The 18,345-nt window shown below is 46.4% G+C and carries 15 protein-coding genes; 8 read left to right on the top strand and 7 right to left on the bottom strand.

The genetic code is table 11. From position 1 onward, the window contains the following. Positions 1 to 9: 9 nt before the first annotated feature. Positions 10 to 1,119 carry an o-succinylbenzoate synthase gene (gene menC / locus OZ401_RS11045; RefSeq protein ID WP_341468293.1) on the top strand — a complete coding sequence of 370 codons (1,110 nt, stop codon included), beginning with the start codon at positions 10 to 12 and terminating at the stop codon, positions 1,117 to 1,119. 349 nt (positions 1,120 to 1,468) lie between these two features. Here the strand turns inward: menC and OZ401_RS11040 are convergent, their stop codons facing one another. The 6 genes from OZ401_RS11040 to accC all read right to left on the bottom strand — a co-directional run bounded on the left by OZ401_RS11040 (position 1,469) and on the right by accC (position 6,774). Beyond that, complete coding sequence (locus tag OZ401_RS11040) at positions 1,469 to 1,738, bottom strand: hypothetical protein (RefSeq protein ID WP_341468292.1); 270 nt, start codon at positions 1,736 to 1,738, stop codon at positions 1,469 to 1,471. A 163-nt stretch (positions 1,739 to 1,901) separates the two neighbouring features. Next, on the bottom strand, positions 1,902 to 2,231 hold the full coding sequence (locus tag OZ401_RS11035; protein WP_341468291.1) for a hypothetical protein: 330 nt from the start codon (positions 2,229 to 2,231) through the stop codon (positions 1,902 to 1,904). Between the two features lie 265 nt (positions 2,232 to 2,496). Continuing rightward, on the bottom strand, positions 2,497 to 2,811 hold the full coding sequence (locus OZ401_RS11030; RefSeq protein ID WP_341468290.1) for a hypothetical protein: 315 nt from the start codon (positions 2,809 to 2,811) through the stop codon (positions 2,497 to 2,499). 116 nt (positions 2,812 to 2,927) lie between these two features. Next, positions 2,928 to 4,589, bottom strand: a complete 1,662-nt coding sequence (locus tag OZ401_RS11025; RefSeq protein ID WP_341468289.1) for an acyl-CoA mutase large subunit family protein — start codon at positions 4,587 to 4,589, stop codon at positions 2,928 to 2,930. 103 nt (positions 4,590 to 4,692) lie between these two features. Continuing rightward, positions 4,693 to 5,208, bottom strand: a complete 516-nt coding sequence (locus OZ401_RS11020) for an acyl-CoA carboxylase biotin carboxyl carrier protein subunit (RefSeq protein ID WP_341468288.1) — start codon at positions 5,206 to 5,208, stop codon at positions 4,693 to 4,695. A gap of 39 nt (positions 5,209 to 5,247) precedes the next feature. Next, the gene (gene accC / locus OZ401_RS11015; RefSeq protein ID WP_341468287.1) at positions 5,248 to 6,774 is read right to left on the bottom strand and encodes an acetyl-CoA carboxylase biotin carboxylase subunit; all 1,527 of its coding nucleotides are present in this window, start codon (positions 6,772 to 6,774) and stop codon (positions 5,248 to 5,250) included. A gap of 365 nt (positions 6,775 to 7,139) precedes the next feature. Here accC and OZ401_RS11010 point away from each other — a divergent pair, with 365 nt between their 5' ends. Beyond that, positions 7,140 to 8,582: an aspartate kinase gene (locus OZ401_RS11010; RefSeq protein ID WP_341468286.1), complete on the top strand. Its 1,443-nt coding sequence runs from the start codon at positions 7,140 to 7,142 to the stop codon at positions 8,580 to 8,582. 84 nt (positions 8,583 to 8,666) lie between these two features. On the opposite strand, the gene OZ401_RS11005 is transcribed toward OZ401_RS11010, so the two are convergent. Beyond that, entirely contained in the window at positions 8,667 to 9,521 is an 855-nt protein-coding gene (locus OZ401_RS11005) for a sugar phosphate isomerase/epimerase family protein (RefSeq protein WP_341468285.1), read from the bottom strand. Between the two features lie 368 nt (positions 9,522 to 9,889). Between OZ401_RS11005 and prfA the strand changes: the two genes are divergently transcribed. From prfA to OZ401_RS10975, 6 genes are all read left to right on the top strand, one after another. Continuing rightward, entirely contained in the window at positions 9,890 to 10,954 is a 1,065-nt protein-coding gene (gene prfA / locus OZ401_RS11000; RefSeq protein WP_341468284.1) for a peptide chain release factor 1, read from the top strand. Positions 10,955 to 10,969: 15 nt separating this feature from the next. Next, entirely contained in the window at positions 10,970 to 11,866 is an 897-nt protein-coding gene (prmC, locus tag OZ401_RS10995; protein WP_341468283.1) for a peptide chain release factor N(5)-glutamine methyltransferase, read from the top strand. Positions 11,867 to 11,882: 16 nt separating this feature from the next. After that, positions 11,883 to 12,773, top strand: coding sequence for a glycosyltransferase family 2 protein (locus OZ401_RS10990; protein ID WP_341468282.1), 891 nt, complete (start codon positions 11,883 to 11,885; stop codon positions 12,771 to 12,773). Then, complete coding sequence (locus OZ401_RS10985; RefSeq protein WP_341468281.1) at positions 12,770 to 14,947, top strand: glycosyltransferase; 2,178 nt, start codon at positions 12,770 to 12,772, stop codon at positions 14,945 to 14,947. The genes OZ401_RS10990 and OZ401_RS10985 overlap by 4 nt, the downstream gene beginning before the upstream one ends. After that, positions 14,941 to 17,013, top strand: coding sequence for a glycosyltransferase family 39 protein (locus OZ401_RS10980; RefSeq protein ID WP_341468280.1), 2,073 nt, complete (start codon positions 14,941 to 14,943; stop codon positions 17,011 to 17,013). Before OZ401_RS10985 ends, OZ401_RS10980 begins: the two co-directional genes overlap by 7 nt. Positions 17,014 to 17,206: 193 nt before the next feature. Beyond that, on the top strand, positions 17,207 to 18,286 hold the full coding sequence (locus OZ401_RS10975) for a lysylphosphatidylglycerol synthase transmembrane domain-containing protein (RefSeq protein ID WP_341468279.1): 1,080 nt from the start codon (positions 17,207 to 17,209) through the stop codon (positions 18,284 to 18,286). Positions 18,287 to 18,345 lie beyond the last annotated feature (59 nt).

The following is an 18,345-nucleotide window of genomic DNA, read 5'->3' as shown; positions in this document are numbered from 1 at the left end:
ATACGCGAAATGAAGCTGGTTCGAATAGAACTCTATCACGTCCGAATGAATTTGAAAGATGCTTTTGAAACCAGCTTTGGTCGCAAATCCGAATTAAATCACCTAATCATCAAGCTTTACGATGAAAGCGGGGCAATCGGTTGGGGCGAAACTGCCAGCCCTAGTAAACCGGACTATTGCCCCGAAACCCTCGAAACCTGCCTTCACATGCAACGCGATTTTCTTATTCCTGCCATTCTCGGCAAATCTTTCGATACGGTCGAAGAATTCACGGGCTTTTATGAGTGGGTGCGCGGCAATAATTTTGCCAAAGCCGGATTGGAAATGGCGGTGTGGGATTTGCTGGCAAAAAGTCGAGGGATTTCGCTTTCAAAAATGTTAGGCGGCACTCGCCCTTACATTGAAAGCGGGGTAAGCCTCGGCATCGAACCGGATATCAATACGCTTCTCTCAAAGATTGAAAAATATCTGGCGGAAGGCTATAAACGTATCAAACTCAAGATAAAGCCCGGTCGTGACCTTACAGTGTTGGCGGAGGTGCGACGGCATTATCCAGATGTGCCGCTTACCGCCGATGCCAATTCAGCCTATACGCTAAAAGATATAGCACATCTCAAGCAGTTTGATCGTTTTAACTTGGCGATGATAGAACAACCCTTAGCGTATGATGATATAGTAGATCACGCGCTTCTCCAACGAGAACTTGAGACTCCGGTTTGCCTTGATGAGAGTATCCATTCGGTGGAGAATGCTCGTCACGCTCTCGAATTGGGTAGCTGCCGGGTCATAAATATCAAACCCGGTAGAGTGGGTGGGTTGCTTGAGGCGCGTAAAATCCATGATGTATGCCAGCAATACGACGTGCCGGTGTGGTGCGGCGGTATGCATGAATACGGAATCGGGCGCGCGCATAATGTTGCTTTGTGTAGCTTGCCGAACTTTTCTATGCCCGGTGATGTTTCCGGTAGCGATAAATATTTTGAAGAAGACCTGACTCAGCCGAGGGTATTAGCTCCCAATGGGCGTATCACCGTTCCTACCGATAATCCTGGTATTGGCTATGAAGTGAACGAGGAAACCTTGAAGCGTCATTTAGCAGGCACTTACAACTTTACATAACACTTATTTGAAATTGGAATAATTTTAGAGGATTGCGCTATTTATGCGGGAGTAGATGTTGGAGAGAGAGCCACGACAGTATGTTCCAACAACATGGCTCTCCAAAATCCAGTTAATTCTCATGCTTGCCCTCCAGAAGTTAAAATGTGTGAGGCCAGGCGAGAACTACCAGCATTAGCAACATCACCACAATAAAAATTGATGTTGCCACGCATATTCCCATAATTTTGAGTCTGATCATTGTCTTATCCATATGTTTTTTATCTCCTCTGCTCTTATCTGACACTGCTACACTACCTATTGTTTCACTAATACTGCTTATTTCTTACAAACTATCGGGTGACAAGACCTAGATAGGTACTTCAACCCTTGCGCGAACCATTGGCGTTTTTGCCGAAGCGGCACCCGCTACCTCGTTGGTATCGAAGTGTCGCTCGGAAGAAGTGGCGCTTACCGGGAAGAAAACCACGAACATCTCATCATCGACCATTATCTGGGTTTCGACGATTTGCGCAGGAGTAAGGGTTTTCAAGAAACGGTTGAGCGCACGTTTGTTATTGAAGGTGCGGTCGGCAATGATCGTTTGAGTCATTAACTCATTTATCTCGTTGTCAAACATGGTTATATGTTCTCCTGTGTTTGATATCTTTGGCAAACAAAAAAGGTGTAATTCCCTTTCGGAACTTACACCCTCGACCAGTGTTTAGATTTGTAGGTTAGTACAAATCTATTAAGCTGTGTTTTGGCTTTACCGGATTTCCCGGTAGCAGCCTTACGGCTTATTAGCTGGTTGTACCTCCTCCTGATGCTGTTTGCGGCGAATGGTACAACCCCACTGGATAAGGGTTATGATCGAATATGCTTTTGTTAATTAATCCGTTATTACCTAGCAATCCATCGCTACCCGGCTTCCGTGTGAAGGACGGAGTCCCCCCACCTACTTTGCCATTGAACGCAGCGGTGATGCATGGCGTGCCACTATCAATGGAAGGCATGGCAATGCCGCGTACTTCGGCGTACGCAAATCCTGCGTTGCCGAGCCGTATTCGGCTGCCGTTCAGGCTATTCAGTTGGGTCGCGAAGATGCTATTTGAATGTATTAAATTCGACATCTTCTGCTCCTTTCTGTCTTGCCATAAAAAATCCATTGATAAATAGTTTTTGAAGAGTGCCCAAATTATTTAATTTGAGTTAACAACCCTTCAGGAATTGCTATTGTGATGCTTTTGAGTGGCAGTTACACTACCTCTGCACGATTAAATATAGCATGATATTAGAAACTGTCAACCATGAAATTTATTGGACTTTAGACCTATTTCTCGTAGGGAAAGCGGACAAAAAAAACGGCAGGAACGAGCCTGCCGCCATCGATTTATATTACTTAGGGGTTACCTTGCTTTTCAGCTTCAGCTTCATTGCGCGGCTACCGGGAGTTTCATTGCCAATATCAAAGGTAGCGCCAATTTTGCCATCTTTGTCGGCGAATTCCACTACTCCGGTAATTTCAATTTCTACTTCGGTTTCGACGCTTACTCCTGCTCCAACCTGTGCCAGTACACTGCTGACAAGCTCAGCCAGGCTAACTTCAGGATGCTTTTCTTCCTTTTCAGTCTCGGCTTGTCGCATTATACCGACGCCGCCCTTTTTCTTTTCTTCCGGCTTGCCGGTTAAAACTGCAATTTGAATGCCCATCGTAATTTATCGCTCCTTTTTAACTATAATTCGCGCTATATTAAAGCCCGGTGTTCGCCATTATAGCATAGGCTGAATTTAACCGGGCTAATCGTTGTGTTAGAGTCGTATAAGACTTAGGAAGGACGGTACACCCCGAATACTCCGCGTAGGGTGTTGCAAATCTCGCCCAGTGTTATAAGGTTTTCAACGCAATCAATTATATAGGGCATCAGGTTATCAGTACCTTCAGCCGCAGTTTTCAGGGCTTCTAGTTTCGCTGTAGCGACCTCACTATTTCGGCGGGCTTTCAGTGCATTCAGGCGTACAATCTGTTCAGCACGTAGCGCAGGATTCAACTTTAGACGATCAACCGTGGCGGTTTCATCCGTTGCAAATTTGTTAACGCCCACGATTATACGCTGTCCGGTTTCTACTTCTTCCTGCCAGCGATAGGCTGCGTCCTCTATTTCATTGTGGAAAAAGCCTCGATCCAACGCTTTGAGCGTGCCGCCCATCTCATCGATTTTATCGAGATATTCTTGGGCTTTTTGCTCTATTTCGTCAGTGAGCGCTTCTACCATGTAGCTGCCTGCCAACGGGTCAATTGTATCTGCAACTCCACTTTCGTAAGCTAGGATTTGCTGAGTACGTAGGGCTATACGCACTGCCTTTTCCGTAGGTAGCGCCAATGCCTCATCCATACTGTTGGTATGCAGAGATTGAGTTCCACCGAGGACAGATGCTAGCGCTTGGAGCGTAACCCGCACAATATTATTTTCAGGCTGTTGCGCGGTTAGCATAGAACCGGCGGTTTGGGTGTGGAAACGCAACATCCAACTCTGGGGGTTCTGGGCTTTGAAACGATTGCGCATAATTTTCGCCCACAGTCGGCGGGCGGCGCGGAATTTAGCTACTTCTTCCAGAAATTCGTTATGGGCATTGAAGAAGAAGCTAAGGCGTGAAGCGAATTTATCAACGTCTTGTCCACTGGCAATTGCCGCTTCCACATAGGCAATGCCGTTAGCAAGGGTAAAAGCTACTTCCTGTACGGCAGTGCTTCCGGCTTCGCGGATATGATAACCGCTGATACTGATAGTATTCCAGTTCGGCACTTCGTTAGTGCAGAAGGCAATCATATCGGTAATCAGGCGCATACTTGGGCGAGATGGATAGATATAAGTGCCGCGTGCTACGTACTCTTTGAGGATGTCGTTTTGGACTGTGCCACCAATTTTACTAAGCGGTACGCCGTTCTTTTTGGCTACGGCGATATAGAGCGCTAACAACACCGAGGCGGTGGAGTTAATGGTCATCGAGGTAGTAATCTTGTCGAGTGGCAAGCCCTTTAGCAAAACTTCCATATCATCCAATGAGCAGATACTCACCCCAACTTTACCCACTTCGCCATCCGACATCGAATGATCTGCATCGTAGCCCATTTGGGTAGGCAAATCGAACGCTACCGAGAGACCGGTTTGTCCCTGACCTAATAGGTAATGATAACGGTTATTGGACTCTTCGGCGCTACCGAATCCGGCGTACTGGCGCATTGTCCAGAACCTGCCGCGATACATGGTTGATTGAACCCCACGGGTGAAGGGATATTGTCCGGGGTAACCCAGTTCTTTCTCGTAATCTTGATTTTGCAGGTCTTCGGGCGTGTATAGTCGTTTTAATGCTAAGCCACTATTAGTCTGGAAATTTGCCTTGCGTTCGGGAGATTTCTTCAAGACCGGTTTTACCGACTGTTCTTCCCACTGTTCTCTTTTACTGGTAATTTCGCCAGAGGTGGACATCTTTATGCTCCTACCAAGTTTAATTTTGACCTTGCTTTATTGCCATATTGTGGAAATTATGCAGGCATTAAACCTGCGGAGTCAATAAGTTCCTTAAAAATAGTTATTCTAGGATAAGCAGAACTTTGTTTTGTTCGACAGTCTGCCCTGCGCTAACCATAATTTCTTTGATAACGCCTTGACGAGGCGCTTTCAATTCATTTTCCATTTTCATGGCTTCAAGCACTATTATTCGTTGTCCTTGCTCCACCTGATCTCCCGGTTTTACCCCAATAATAGTAACCAGCCCGGGCATTGGCGCTTTAATTTTGATTTCACCTGAGTCTATTGCTGAAGCCTGTGTCAAGCCTGCGAAACGATGCTGACGCTCGGTTTCAACGCTTATAGAATAAGGCTGCCCATCTATTGAAACTTGATAATCGGCACCTTCGCGAGTATTCATATAAACTACGTGTGATTTATTATCCACCAGCATCGAATAGTGTTTGTTTCCGATTACACGGGTAAAGTCGACCGCCCACTCTCTTCCATCTGGTAATTTTACAGTAGTATTCCCGGTGGAGTCGGTAATTAGTTCAAGCTTGAATTCTTGATCGCCTGCTTTGCAATAATATATCATATGCTTTTCCCTGACTAGAAGTTCAAATACCGCTTTTAGTTAACCGCGTCGCAGCACTTCACGTCGCGCTACTTCTTTCCATCCAGACTTTTCAACATTTCCGTTTACAATAGAATGTGCTACACCTTTACCTTGACGCTCTTCGTTTTGGACGGTTTCTTCTATCAAGGCTCCGGCAATTGCTGCTAGCACAGGTTCAATTGGACGATATTGCTGGTTAGGCTTTAGGGTCGCGTTGGTTTCCAGTGAAGTGGTATAAAATTCGCCACTTTGGAAAGCTTCGGAAGCCAGCAATTGTTGATGGAAAGGTATGGTGGTTTTGATACCATACAGACGATATTCGCGCAACGCCCGTTGCATACGTTCAATTGCTTGCAAACGATCATTGCCATAGGTAATTAATTTCGAGATCATTGGGTCGTAATAAAGCGATACTTCATACCCATCGAAAACCGCACTATCAAGTCTTATGCCCGGTCCATTGGGGGATACATTGCGCTCAATTATACCAATCGAAGGCAGGAAGTTATTAAAAGGGTCTTCCGCTGTGATCCGGCATTCGATAGCCCAACCTTTAAGAACAATGTCTTCCTGTTTGTAGCTGAGGGGTAAGCCTGAGGCTATTTTTAATTGTTCGGTAACAATATCGACTCCAGTGATGAGTTCGGTAACAGGATGCTCAACTTGGAGACGAGTGTTCATTTCCATAAAATAGAATTTCTTGTCGTTGGTGACAAGGAATTCAATAGTGCCGGCGTTGACATAGTTCGCTTTTTTTGCAGCGGCTACTGCCACTTCGCCCATACGTCTGCGCAAATCATCATCAAGTGCCATAGAGGGCGCTTCTTCCAGCATTTTTTGATGACGGCGTTGCATACTACATTCACGTTCTCCAAGATGGATAGCATTACCAAAGGAATCTGCAATTATCTGGATTTCGACGTGCTTGACGTTTTCTAACAATTTCTCGATGTAAACGCCACCGTAGCCAAAGGAATTAGCCGCTTCACGGGTGGCGGCACCGAACGCCGACTCGATTTCATCCGAGCTACGCACTACGCGCATACCTTTGCCACCACCACCGGCGGCGGCTTTAATTAATACAGGATAACCGATTTCGTCTGAAATGCTTTTCGCTTCTGCCGCGGTTTTCGCTTCTGCATCTGTACCGGGAACAAGTGGCACACCAGCAGCACGTGCCAGTTGTTTTGCCATTACCTTGTCACCCATATTTCGGATTGCGGCGGCAGGGGGACCGATAAATACCAAGCCAGCTTCTACACAAGCTTCGGCAAATTCTGCTCGTTCAGATAAAAAACCATAACCGGGATGGACAGCATCTGCTCCCGATTTTTTCGCTGCGTTAATTATTCGGTCAATTCGCAGGTAGCTATCTCTAGCTGGGGCAGGTCCTATTAGATAAGCCTCATCAGCGTAACGGACGTGAAGGCTTTTGCGGTCAGCTTCGCTGAAAACTGCTACGGTGGCTATACCGAGGTCACGGCAGGCTCGGATAACTCTAATAGCAATTTCGCCACGGTTGGCGATCAGCACTTTTTTCAACATCTCTGCTCTACCTCGAGTTCAGATTATGAGTGCGGCTATTACCTCTTACCGCAAAGCAAATGTAAGTGTTTAGACCCGTGAAAAATGGTATTCAGGGGTCATAACAATGGTTATATTATCAACTATTTGGGGTAAAATTGCAAAGTAGGTTTAGTGTACCTCACAGTGGGAATGGCGCCTGTTTCCTGGAGGTGGACTATTAAGTAAGCCCACCCCATCTTCTTCTATGCCGAACTTGTATCTGCCCTGTATAACTACTGTCGTTAGATGGTTTATTCGTCTCGGTTGTAGTAAAATATCTCATTGTTTGGCAGATTAACCGTATAACTTAACAATGCGTCCTGAAAGTGAGGATTGGCTCGAAAATGATAGTTATGAAATTTGGTGGAACTTCTGTAGGAAACTCAGAGCGGCTCCGCCATGTAGCAAAGTTGGTCGGGGGTTATCTGGAATTAAAGCCGGTAGTAGTAGTTTCGGCAATGGCGGGTACAACCGATTGGTTATTAAATACTGCTCGCCAACTTGCCGAGTCCAATCCTAGTTCTGGAACTAGCGCCGATAAATTAATCGCCGAATTCCATAACCGCTATCATCAGGTTGTGGATGAAACGATAGATAATTCGGATATACGCTCGTCTCTACGCAGCGAGATTGCTACGCTCTTACACCAACTCTTAAGGCTCTTCACCGGTATCGAATTATTGGGGGAGGTTAGCCCGCGTTCTTTGGATGCAGTAGCAGCTTTCGGTGAAAAATTATCTAGTACCATACTCGCGGCGGCTCTTAGGGATATCGGTTATAAATCCGAAGCGGTTAGCGCCACAACCTTGATCGAAACTGACCGTACTTTTACCAGCGCCGTACCACAGATGGAGCAGACCACTTTTAAGTGTCGTGAGAAACTGATTCCTTTGGTAGAACAAGGCGCTATCCCGGTAGTTACGGGCTTTATCGGTTCAACCGCCGATGGTATTACTACTACGTTAGGGCGTGGTGGTAGTGATTATAGCGCCAGTATAATTGGTGCAGCTTTGGATAGTGAAGAAATCTGGATTTGGACTGATGTTGATGGGGTAATGTCTGCCGACCCGCGTCTTGTATCCAACGCCCGCTCTTTGCGGCGAATCAGTTATGCCGAAGCAGGCGAACTTAGCTATTTTGGCGCAAAGGTAATCCATCCCTTGACGGTGATGCCTGCGGTTGAAAAGAATATTCCGCTTTATATCAAAAATACGATGAATCCGGAATTTCCCGGAACACGTATTGATAATCCAAAAGAATCAGCCGAAGGAGTGGTCAAAGCTGTTACCAGCGCTCGCAATTTGGCTTTGATTACAGTAGCGGGTGGTGGCGTACTTACCGTACCCGGTATCGCGGCTCGTACTTTTGCGCGTGTCCATGACCATAATGCCAACGTACTGATGATTAGCCATGCCAGCAGCGGTCACGACCTTTGTTTTGTAGTAGAAAAGCAGGTTGCCCCATCCGTAGTTGCCAGCCTAAATCGTGAGTTTGATCGTGAAATTCACCGTAAGGAAATTGACCCAATTGGTCTTGACGATAATATTGTAATTGTTGCGGTGGTAGGGGCAGGCATGCGCGGTACGCCGGGTGTGGCAGGACGCTTGTTTAGTACGCTTGGTCGCAAGAATATCAACATTATTGCCATTGCACAGGGCAGCAGCGAATTGAATATCAGTCTGATTACTTCTGTCTCAGATGAAAAAGCAGCGGTTCATGCAATTCATGATGAATTTATTTCCCTGACAGGCTTGGGTAAGAGCATGCGATACCAACCGGCAAAGTAATTAATCCGATTTTTGGTAGCTGGAAAGCCCTTTATTCTGGGTTTAAAAAGGGCAGTAGCGAATGTTACTGCCCTTTAGTTATTATCAGACCGTTTCAGTGCTTGAAACTGCCTTTACAAGCTCTCTCAGGGTATGAAGTTGAGATTCGAAGCTATTTAACTGGGACGCTCCGCTTTTTCTTGTATCAAGGTTTAAATAACCTTGGTAGCCCTTTTCCCACATTGTTCCAAGCAGTTCCTTCAACTCGCTTTGTTCAAGGGTTTCAGGACTTTGAAACAGGCTACTTTCCAGTTGTACGTAGGTATATTGGGCTAACATTGGCTCATACGCTTCGCTCAACGGCTTTTCACCTACTTCCACGAATTGCGCCGGATTAAAAGAGGTGCGCAGATTGCTACTGGCAACCTCGTAGATTATTTCCTTACATCGCTCGGCTTTATCCCCGATATACCCCGGAGCGTTCTCGTGGAGCATAATTATTCCCCACGGTTGCGCCAGTTCCGCCAACTCGCTGAGGCGCTTGATTGCTTCTGCTAGTTGTTCAGGGTTCGTGCCATCACCCTTAAAGGAACTAACTTTAATGTAGCTTGCTCCAAACCAGTCTGCAACTTCAAGCATCCGTTCAAATTTGAGTTTTTCCGGTTCGAAAGCGTCTTCGATTCCAATTGCACCAATCTGAGAATTAACCCGACTGATTGCCAACTCGGTCTCTTTGAGAATTTTTTCCAATCGCTTCAGGTCTTCGTTGGTAAGTTCGTAAAGCTCCTTACCCCATGCACCGGCAAGGTCAATTCCGGTAATGCCGTGTTTTTTCAGGGATTCAAAAAGGGTGGTCGGATCGTCCTCTGTTAACTTCAAGCTGGTACTGTAAGAGAAAATGGGTTTGGGTTTCTGGTTCTGAGTTAAAAATCCGAAATCCAGTTCAGGTTCAAATGACATATTCTGACTCGCTTTTGTTTGGGCTTAGAACAATTAACGCTGATATGATAATTTTATCACACATAAAGTTTACGCCGTTGCGCTTTATGCTATAATTTAAGCAGAGGTGTTATAAAATGTGCGGTAACTGGCGCAACATTCATACAAATCTTATAGAAAATACCTCCTTACGGGCTGCCTTGCGATGCAATGCGATTATTGCTTCTCTTTCCTGGCACTAGCGGTTCTACCTCACCCCGATAGGGGTTTTTAGCACACCCTTTATGACGGGTTTTCTACTTCCCTTTTTATCAAATGAAGATAACCGGCTTTAGTGCGCGGAAATATGTTATGCTATAATAATTAACCGAAATGGAGGATACCGTAAGGTGTACGATAAGTTAGAACAAATACAACAGAGATACGAGCAATTAGGGCAACTTATGTCTGACCCCGATAATATTGGGGACAACGAAAAGATGCGAACCTACGGCAGAGAATATTCCGATCTTGAATCGATTGTAGAAAAATTTCGAGAATACAAGATTGCAATTGCCGCTCTTAAAGAAGCCGAACAGCTTACCAGCGACAAGGAAATGGCGGAACTCGCCCGTGAAGAGGTGGAGCAGCAAAAGCAGATAAGCGAAAAATTAATGCAGGAAATCATGGTTTTACTGCTGCCCAAAGACCCCAATGATGAACGCGATATAATCGTGGAGATTCAAGCGGGCGCTGGTGGAGATGAAGCTGGGCTATTTGCTGCCGATCTGTTTCGTATGTACCAACGCTATGCTGAAAAGAAGGGCTGGAAAATTGAAGTAATGGATGGCAATATTTCCAGTCTAGGTAATATTAAGGAAGTTGTTTTTGAAGTAAAGGGTAAAGGCGCATACAGCCACTTCAAGTATGAAAGTGGGGTTCACCGGGTACAGCGTGTCCCTGCTACCGAAGCGAACGGGCGCATTCACACTTCAACTGCCAAAGTAATCGTTTTGCCTGAACCGGACGAGGTGGATATTCAAGTACGTGACGATGAGATACGTATAGATGTGTATCGTAGTACCGGGCATGGCGGGCAGAGTGTAAATACTACCGATAGTGCGGTGCGTATCACTCACCTACCCAGCGGACTGGTAGTAACTTGCCAAGATGAGAAAAGCCAGTTAAAAAACAAGGCTAAGGCTATGCAAGTGTTGCGTGCCCGCCTTTACGAAGCAGAAATGAGCAAACGCCAGAGTGATTTGCAGGAGCAACGACTTAGCCAAGTCGGTACGGGTGACCGTAGCGAGAAGATACGCACCTACAATTTCCCGCAGGATCGGGTTACTGATCACCGGATAAACTTGAGTTTGAGTAACTTGCCGGGTATTCTAGAAGGCAAAATCGATGATCTTATCAATACCTTACAAACCACCGACCAGGCGGAGCGGTTGCGTTTTGCCGGAGTGGGCTAATCTCAGGCTTTTGTCATGACCCAGAGGGTAAAGGATTTACTTGCCAGAGCAGTACAGCGACTGGTAGAGGTGCGAGATAGTACCGCCCAATTAGATGCTGAGGTAATTCTCAGACATAAATTGGATTTGAGTCGCGCGGAATTATATGCCCGGCTTAATGATGAGGTGGATGACCACACTTCGCAGGAATATTACCTGCTGGTGGAGAGACGCGCCCAAGGTGAACCCGTAGCCTATATTACTAATACCCGCGAGTTTATGGCGTTGGACTTTTATGTGGATAAGCGGGTGTTGGTACCACGTCCCGAAACCGAATTGCTGGTTGAGTTTTCTATCAACAAGCTTCAGGAAAAAGGGTGGATGGATCAGGAGATTGTGCTGGTAGATGTGGGAACCGGAAGCGGTATAATTGCCGTATATCTTGCAGTTCGTTTCCCCCATCTGCATGTTTATGCCACCGATATTAGTGATGAAGCTCTTGAAGTAGCGGCAATCAATGCCCGCCGTCATGGGGTAGCAGAACGCATAAAACTTCTACATGGCAATCTGATAGAACCTTTGGATACCAAACCCAACATTATTATCTCAAACCCCCCTTACACTGTAATAGCGCAAGTTGAGCCGAATGTAGCGCGTTTTGAGCCTAATATTGCGCTTGATGGCGGACCTAAAGGATTGGCGATTTTCAGAGAATTGTTCACACAGGCAAAATCCGGGCTTACTCGCCCCGGTTTTATTGCTCTTGAAATCGGTGCAGATCAAGCTAATGATGTTCAGAATCTTAGCAAGCATTTTTTCCCCGGCTCGCATGTTGAAATTCATAAGGATTATGCAGGACTCGATCGTGTGGTAATTATTGAGGTAGAACAAGAAATTACGCCGGCAATTACTGAAACTCAGACAAGCATATAAGATGGGTGATAGCACGATGCAGCCGAATAATCCATTGTCACTTGCCGAAGGTAAAGCCGCTAAAAGGCTCTCGGTAATCATTCCTACATATAATGAGCAATTGCACATTGCAGAGTGCCTAGACAGTCTTTTAAATCAAACCTTGCCACTTGAAGATTACGAATTGATATTGGTGGATGATGGTTCAAAGGATAAAACCCCCCGCATTTTGCAAGAATATGCTGATCGGTTGCCTGAACGAGTCAAATTCCTGAAGCAAAAACATGGTGGGCCTGCGTTGGCTCGAAACTGGGGTTCAACTCATGCGCGCGGCAACTTGTTAAGTTTTTTAGATGCCGATATGAAGTTTGCCTCAGATTTCCTAGAAAAGCTTATCACTCCTATTGAGAAGGGGGAAGTGGTCGGTACTTTTACGCTAGATGAGTTCGTTGCCAATTCTGATAACCTGTGGTCACGTTCTTGGAGTGTTTGTTATTATCTCCCGATAAACTGCCGTGTACCGTTCGACTTGAAAGAGGAAGAAAGCACTGTTTTCAGGGCAATAAGCCGCACGGATTTCTGGTCTGTAGGTGGTTTCGATAGTACCGGTTATCATGATGACCATACTGTAGCCAAAAAGTTGGGGAAAACAGCCAGTCGCGTACCGGGAGCGCTTTGCTATCATTATAATCCGGGTTCAGCCGCAGAGGTTTTTGCCAGCGCCCAATGGATTGGCAAGAGTGATAAACAGCCTAATTCTACTAAAGAATGGCTCAGACGCTCACCGCCGGGCGCTTTGAAAAGGGGTATAGCCCGCGCCATTGAGGAAAAAGAGCCTTTCTATATAATTTTTGAACAAGTATATAGCTTCGGCATATTAACTGGCATGTTCTGGCGAACTATATTGCACCGCGACCATTCCAGATGATTGATCTTTCCGTTGTAATTGTCAGCTATAATGTTGCTACCCTGCTTGAAGATTGCCTGAACAGCCTGTATACAGATGTGCCTGAAGGCATCAGCCTCGAAGTAGTGGTGGTGGATAACGCCAGCCACGATGGCAGCGTAGAACTGGTCAAGCAGAAATTCCCACAGGTTTTTGTAATCCCCAATTCTGAAAATTACGGTTTCCCGGTAGCTTGTAATCAGGGTTGGCAACGTACAAACGGCAACTATGTTTTTTTTCTAAACCCCGATGCCCGCCTTGAACCGGGCGCAATATCTACACTCCTAACTTTCATGGAACAGCACCCTCGCGCCGGAATCTGTGGTCCATTGCTGCGCTATGGTGATGGTAGCCTCCAGTCTAACCGACGACGTTTTCCCTCATTTAAACTGGCACTGATAGAAAGCACTGTTTTACAACGTTATAAGCCTTTCAAGAACTTGTCTTTGCTCAAACGTTATTATTTTGAGGATGTGCCGCTTAATTTTGCCCGTCCGCAGGAGGTGGACTGGCTAGTTGGCGCCGCCTTTATAGTTAGACGTGCAATACTGGAGCAACTCGGCGGCTTTGACGAACGTTTCTTTATGTATAGCGAAGAAATGGATTTGTGCCGTCGCGTTAAATCGGCAGGTTGGGAAGTCTGGTTTGAGCCACGTGCCGCTGTAACTCATCTAGAAGGGCGCAGCAGCGCTCAGGATGTGCCTCGTAGGCATATCAACTTTAACACCAGCAAGGCAAGCTATTTTCGCAAACATCATGGGATGGTGATAGGTTGGGCGTTACGGCAATATCTATTAATGACCTATCGTTACCAATTTCTTGAAGAGGGTGCGAAATTACTGGTGCGACACAAACCGCAATTGCGCCGCGAACGTTTATCCCTAATTCGAGCAGTGCTGGCAACCCGATTACTACCAAGCAAATTCCCGCGTCCATCTTTTAGCAAAGGGCTTTGCCTGTTGAGCGCAGAATTTCCGCCTCAACCGGGTGGCGTTGGTGATTATACCGCTTGCTTGGCAAGTGAACTGGCTCAGGTTGCGTCGGTACGGGTGCTAACCGGAGTACGGGGTAAAGAAGAGCAACTGGTAGCACAAACTTATCGGGTAGTACGTCCTATTAAGGTGTGGAATTGGGGTAGTTTACGTCAGGTTGCCTCCTATTTGGAGCAGTACCCCGCCGATGTGCTGAATATCCAGTACCAATCCGGCGCGTATGAGCTACACCCCGCCGTTAATTTTTTACCGCTTTACCTCAAGCGCAAATTAGGCAGAAATTGCCCTCTTATTGTAACTACTTTCCACGACTTGCGCGAACCTTATCTCTTTCCGAAAGCGGGTAAAGTAAGAAGTTGGGTAAATCTCAGGCTAATGAAAGATAGTGATGTGGCAGTGGTAACCAATGAGGAAGATTATCATAACGCGCTTGAGGGTGGCGTTACTGCGTCCCATCTGAAATTAATCCCGATTGGCAGCAATATTACCCCACTTGAACCGCTAATCGAGGCTGAGAAAAAGGCAGAGCGCGGGAAATGGGGCGCGGGTGAGGATGATTTTCTGGTCGGTTATTTCGGGTTGTTGAACCATAGCAAAGGTGTTGATAATTTGCTGGACGCGCTTTCGTTATTGAAGAACGAAAAGGGCTGGAAGCTAGTTATTATTGGAGGTAGCACCGGCGAAACGGATGTCACCAATCACCCCTATGCCCTTCAGCTTTTCGCGCAAATCGAGCGGCTTGGTTTGGCTGAATACATTCATTGGACGGGATACCTTTCGTCTTCCGAAACTTCCCGCGCTCTATACGCCCTCGATGCTGTCGCCTTTCCTTTCCGGGATGGAGTTAGCTTGCGAAGGGGTAGCTTGATGGCGGCTTTAGCGCATGGTATTCCGGTTTTAACTACTAACCGCAATTCCGCTTCTGAGGCGTGGCTGACAAACTCATTAGCTTACGATAACATACGCGAAGCTCTGAGTTTGTTGGATAATAGCGTTTTAAGCGTTGCACTCGAGAATCCCACTGCACTGGCAGAAGCTTTGAGAAAGCTGCGGACTGAGCCGGATTTACGCGCTTCTCTTTCCAGCCATGCTTTGGCTTTTAGCCGCCATTTCGATTGGCAAACCATCGCTAAATCCTTTCTGGAGGTCTTTTCCGCTTGTTAAATCGTTCCAGTCTTGTATCCGCCAATGCCTTTAAAAAAGGTTGGGAAGCACTTTCCCACCGCTCATATCAATTGGAATGGTTAGCGGTTGGGTTACTAACCGGGCTGGCTTTTTTGGTACGTCGCAATAGCCTTGGCAACCAATCCCTTTGGTTTGATGAAGCTGACCTAGTGGCGCGCGCTTCCGATAATCTTGGGAAAATCCTCGAAAATTTCTTCAAAGCCGGTGAAAACGGCCCGCTCTATACGCTGCTGATGCATTTCTGGATTCAAATTTTCGGGAATAGCGAGTTGGCAGTGCGTACTCCTTCGTTATTGGCAGGTACAACCGCCGTTCCGTTGCTTTATTTGGCGGCTCGAAAATTGGGTGGGACAAAGGTGGCGCTTCTTGCGGCTTTACTGCTTACGCTCTCGCCCTATAACGTGTGGTATTCGCAAGATGCCAAGATGTACCCCTTGGCGCTTTGCCTGACTCTTGCTTCGGTTTGGCTTTTTCTGAAGGCGCTGGAAGATCGCCGCTGGCGTTGGTGGGTTGCCTATATCATTATCACCACGCTTGGTTTTTACATCCATGTAATGGCGGCAATGATTGTGGGAGTAGAAATAGCCTATTATTTCGGTTTGCGTTGGTATAAGAAATCGCCAAATCTTTATAACGGGAAGCGCATTCTGATTTCGTTTGGCTTGCTGACTCTGCCTTATTTACCGCTGGCACTCTGGCAACTTATCGCGCTTTGGGATGGGACGGTGGGCGCAACTTGGTTCGTTCCGGTTAGTCTGCCAGAAATGCTTAATAGCCTTTTACGCCGGTTTGCCTTAAATCGCAGCGTTGAACCGTGGGAAACAATCGGGGCGCTGGTATTTTTGGTTTTGGCAATTCTCGGTTTGTTTAAAGTATGGCGCAAGCCTTCAAGAACAGAAAATAATGCTTTCTTTTCTCCTGCAATTTTCCTAACTCTTTATCTGGTATTGCCGATATTGTCGTTTTACCTTCTCACCACTCGCATACCTCTTTTTGCAGAGCGTTACTTGCTGATTGCTTCGCCTGCTTATTACATTCTGGCGGCTATGGGATTGGTATGGTTGGCAACACGCCGCATGACTATGGTATTTGCACTGTTGGGACTGGCTTTCGTGCTGGTGATGGCGTTGGTGGCGTTGGTAAACGTTAATTATTCCAAAGAAGCGCAAAAAGAAGACTGGCGCGAGGCGATGAAACAGCTAACCGCCCAATTGCGCCCCGGTGATATTGTATTTGTGGTGCCGGGTTATCTCGAAACGGCAGTTCGTTATTACCTCAAGCCCGGTTCCGATGTGGCAATTCAGACGATTCCAGAATCGATACTCGCGCCTAAAGCTGTTGGTGATACGGACGACATTGCGCTGAACGATTATGTGCAACGTTCTATTCGTTCATACGAACGCGCGTGGTTGGTAATCTCTCCTGAACGCTACCAACGTGAAGACCCACAAGAGTTTTTGCGCAAAGTCTGGTTTGATAATAACACCTATACCATTGGAGACCCGCTGGAATTTGTAGGAGTGGAAATTCTTAAATATAGTTTTGCCCAGATTCCCGGTACAAACGTGGATTTTTACCCTCGTTCTAGCCTAACCGATTATAAATTTGGCAACACAATTTTGCTAGAAGGTTATGATTATCTGTCCAATGGGGCGGGTAGAATTCTGCCGACAGGTACGGTACAACAGGGCGATAATCTGCATCTTACGCTTTATTTTCGAAAATTGCTGCCGGATACTACCGATTATGAGATTTCGGTACGGTTGGTAACTTCCAATGGAGAAGATACGGCTACTAATTATACTACTCGCGCCTTGAGTGGCTATTATCCTACCAGTATATGGCAGCCCTATCGAGGAGTGCGCGACTACCGTGAGATTTACATTAAAGTTCCGACAGGGGAATATCGACTCGAAGTTTCACTCAATCCGGTAGGGAAACCGGAACAAAAAGTGCTGGTCTCTGGTAGAGAAGGGCAAAATCTCCTGACAAATGCAAATAAGGTGCTATTGTCATTGCCGGTTACGGTAGTGTTACGCCAGTAAAAGGCGCAAATAGTGTGACGTGAGAAATTTCAGATGTTAAGGTATAATGCGCGCAAGGGAGAACTGCTTACTCCAGAAATTTACCGAAATACAGTTACCCGGCGCAACCAAAACTCCCTTTGTGGTGTTTATAGTTTTAGCGGTCATAAAAAATCACTGCGGCACTGGCGCAAAAAGGATGTAGAGTTTCAGGATGGGTTTGTTTCAAAAAGATAAGCTGAAGTTCTGGTTTGGTCTACTGGTCGGCGTAGGATTCTTGTATCTCACTTTTCGGGGACAGGAATTAGATAAGATAGGCGATGCGTTAGGCAAAGCCAATTATTGGTGGCTTATACCGGCTCTTTTAGTGTATTTTCTTGGCGTGTTCGTACGCGCAATCCGGTGGCATTATCTGCTAAAACCGCTGCAAAGTATTCCGGTCAGTCGCTTATATCCGGTGGTAGTGGTTGGCTATATGGCTAACAACGTCTTACCGGTGCGGATGGGCGAAGTGGTACGCGCCTATATACTGGATCGCCGTGAGCATCTGAGTAAAACACGCTCGTTGGCGACAATCGTGGTAGAGCGTATCATGGATGGAATCACCATGTTGCTGTTTATCGCGATTGCTTCGTTCTCAGTGAACTTGACTGGCGATATTGCCGGGATCGAACGAGTCGCTGGAGCAGTTTTTCTGCTCGGCATCGTGGTGTTTCTGTTTTTAGCCAGTAATCGCCGCTTGCTTCTGGCAGTGGAGCGATTCGTTTTGAAATTACTGCCCGGCAAAATCCGCCCCAAACTTGAAGGTCTAGCCGACCGTTTTATCGATGGTTTGCAGGTTTTGCGGCAATGGCGCGATTTACTGGCGGTTTTTGCTCTGTCAATCTTGGCTTGGGCTTGTGAAGGGGCGATGTACTGGTTTGTGGCGCTGACTTTCTCAGAACTGAGCCTCAGTTTTACGGCTATAATTCTAACGCTGGCAGTGGCAAATCTGTTTACGCTAGTTCCTTCCACCCCCGGCTATTTTGGACCTTTTGATTTTGCTGCGAAACAGGTTTTAGTTGGTATTTTCTTAATTCCTGCCAATCTGGCAGCCAGCTACGTAATTTTATTGCACGCGGCGCTCTATTTCCCCGTGACTCTGCTAGGTCTATACTATTGGCTGAAAGAGCATCTTTCCCTGAAAGAAGCCGAAAGAGAGCGTAAATTGCTTGAAGATGAGAAAAAACACTTTGCTCACCAAGACCTTTTGCAGCCAGATGCGATAGAAGTAACTCCCACCCGCAATAAATAGAAGATAATGCTAGGTACTGTTTGCTGGAATATAGTGTCCGGCTATACCATCAAGTGAAC

This window comes from Candidatus Chlorohelix allophototropha (assembly GCF_030389965.1).
Taxonomy (GTDB): Bacteria; Chloroflexota; Chloroflexia; order Chloroheliales; family Chloroheliaceae; genus Chlorohelix; species Chlorohelix allophototropha.
This window is presented reverse-complemented; position numbering and strand designations above follow the sequence as displayed.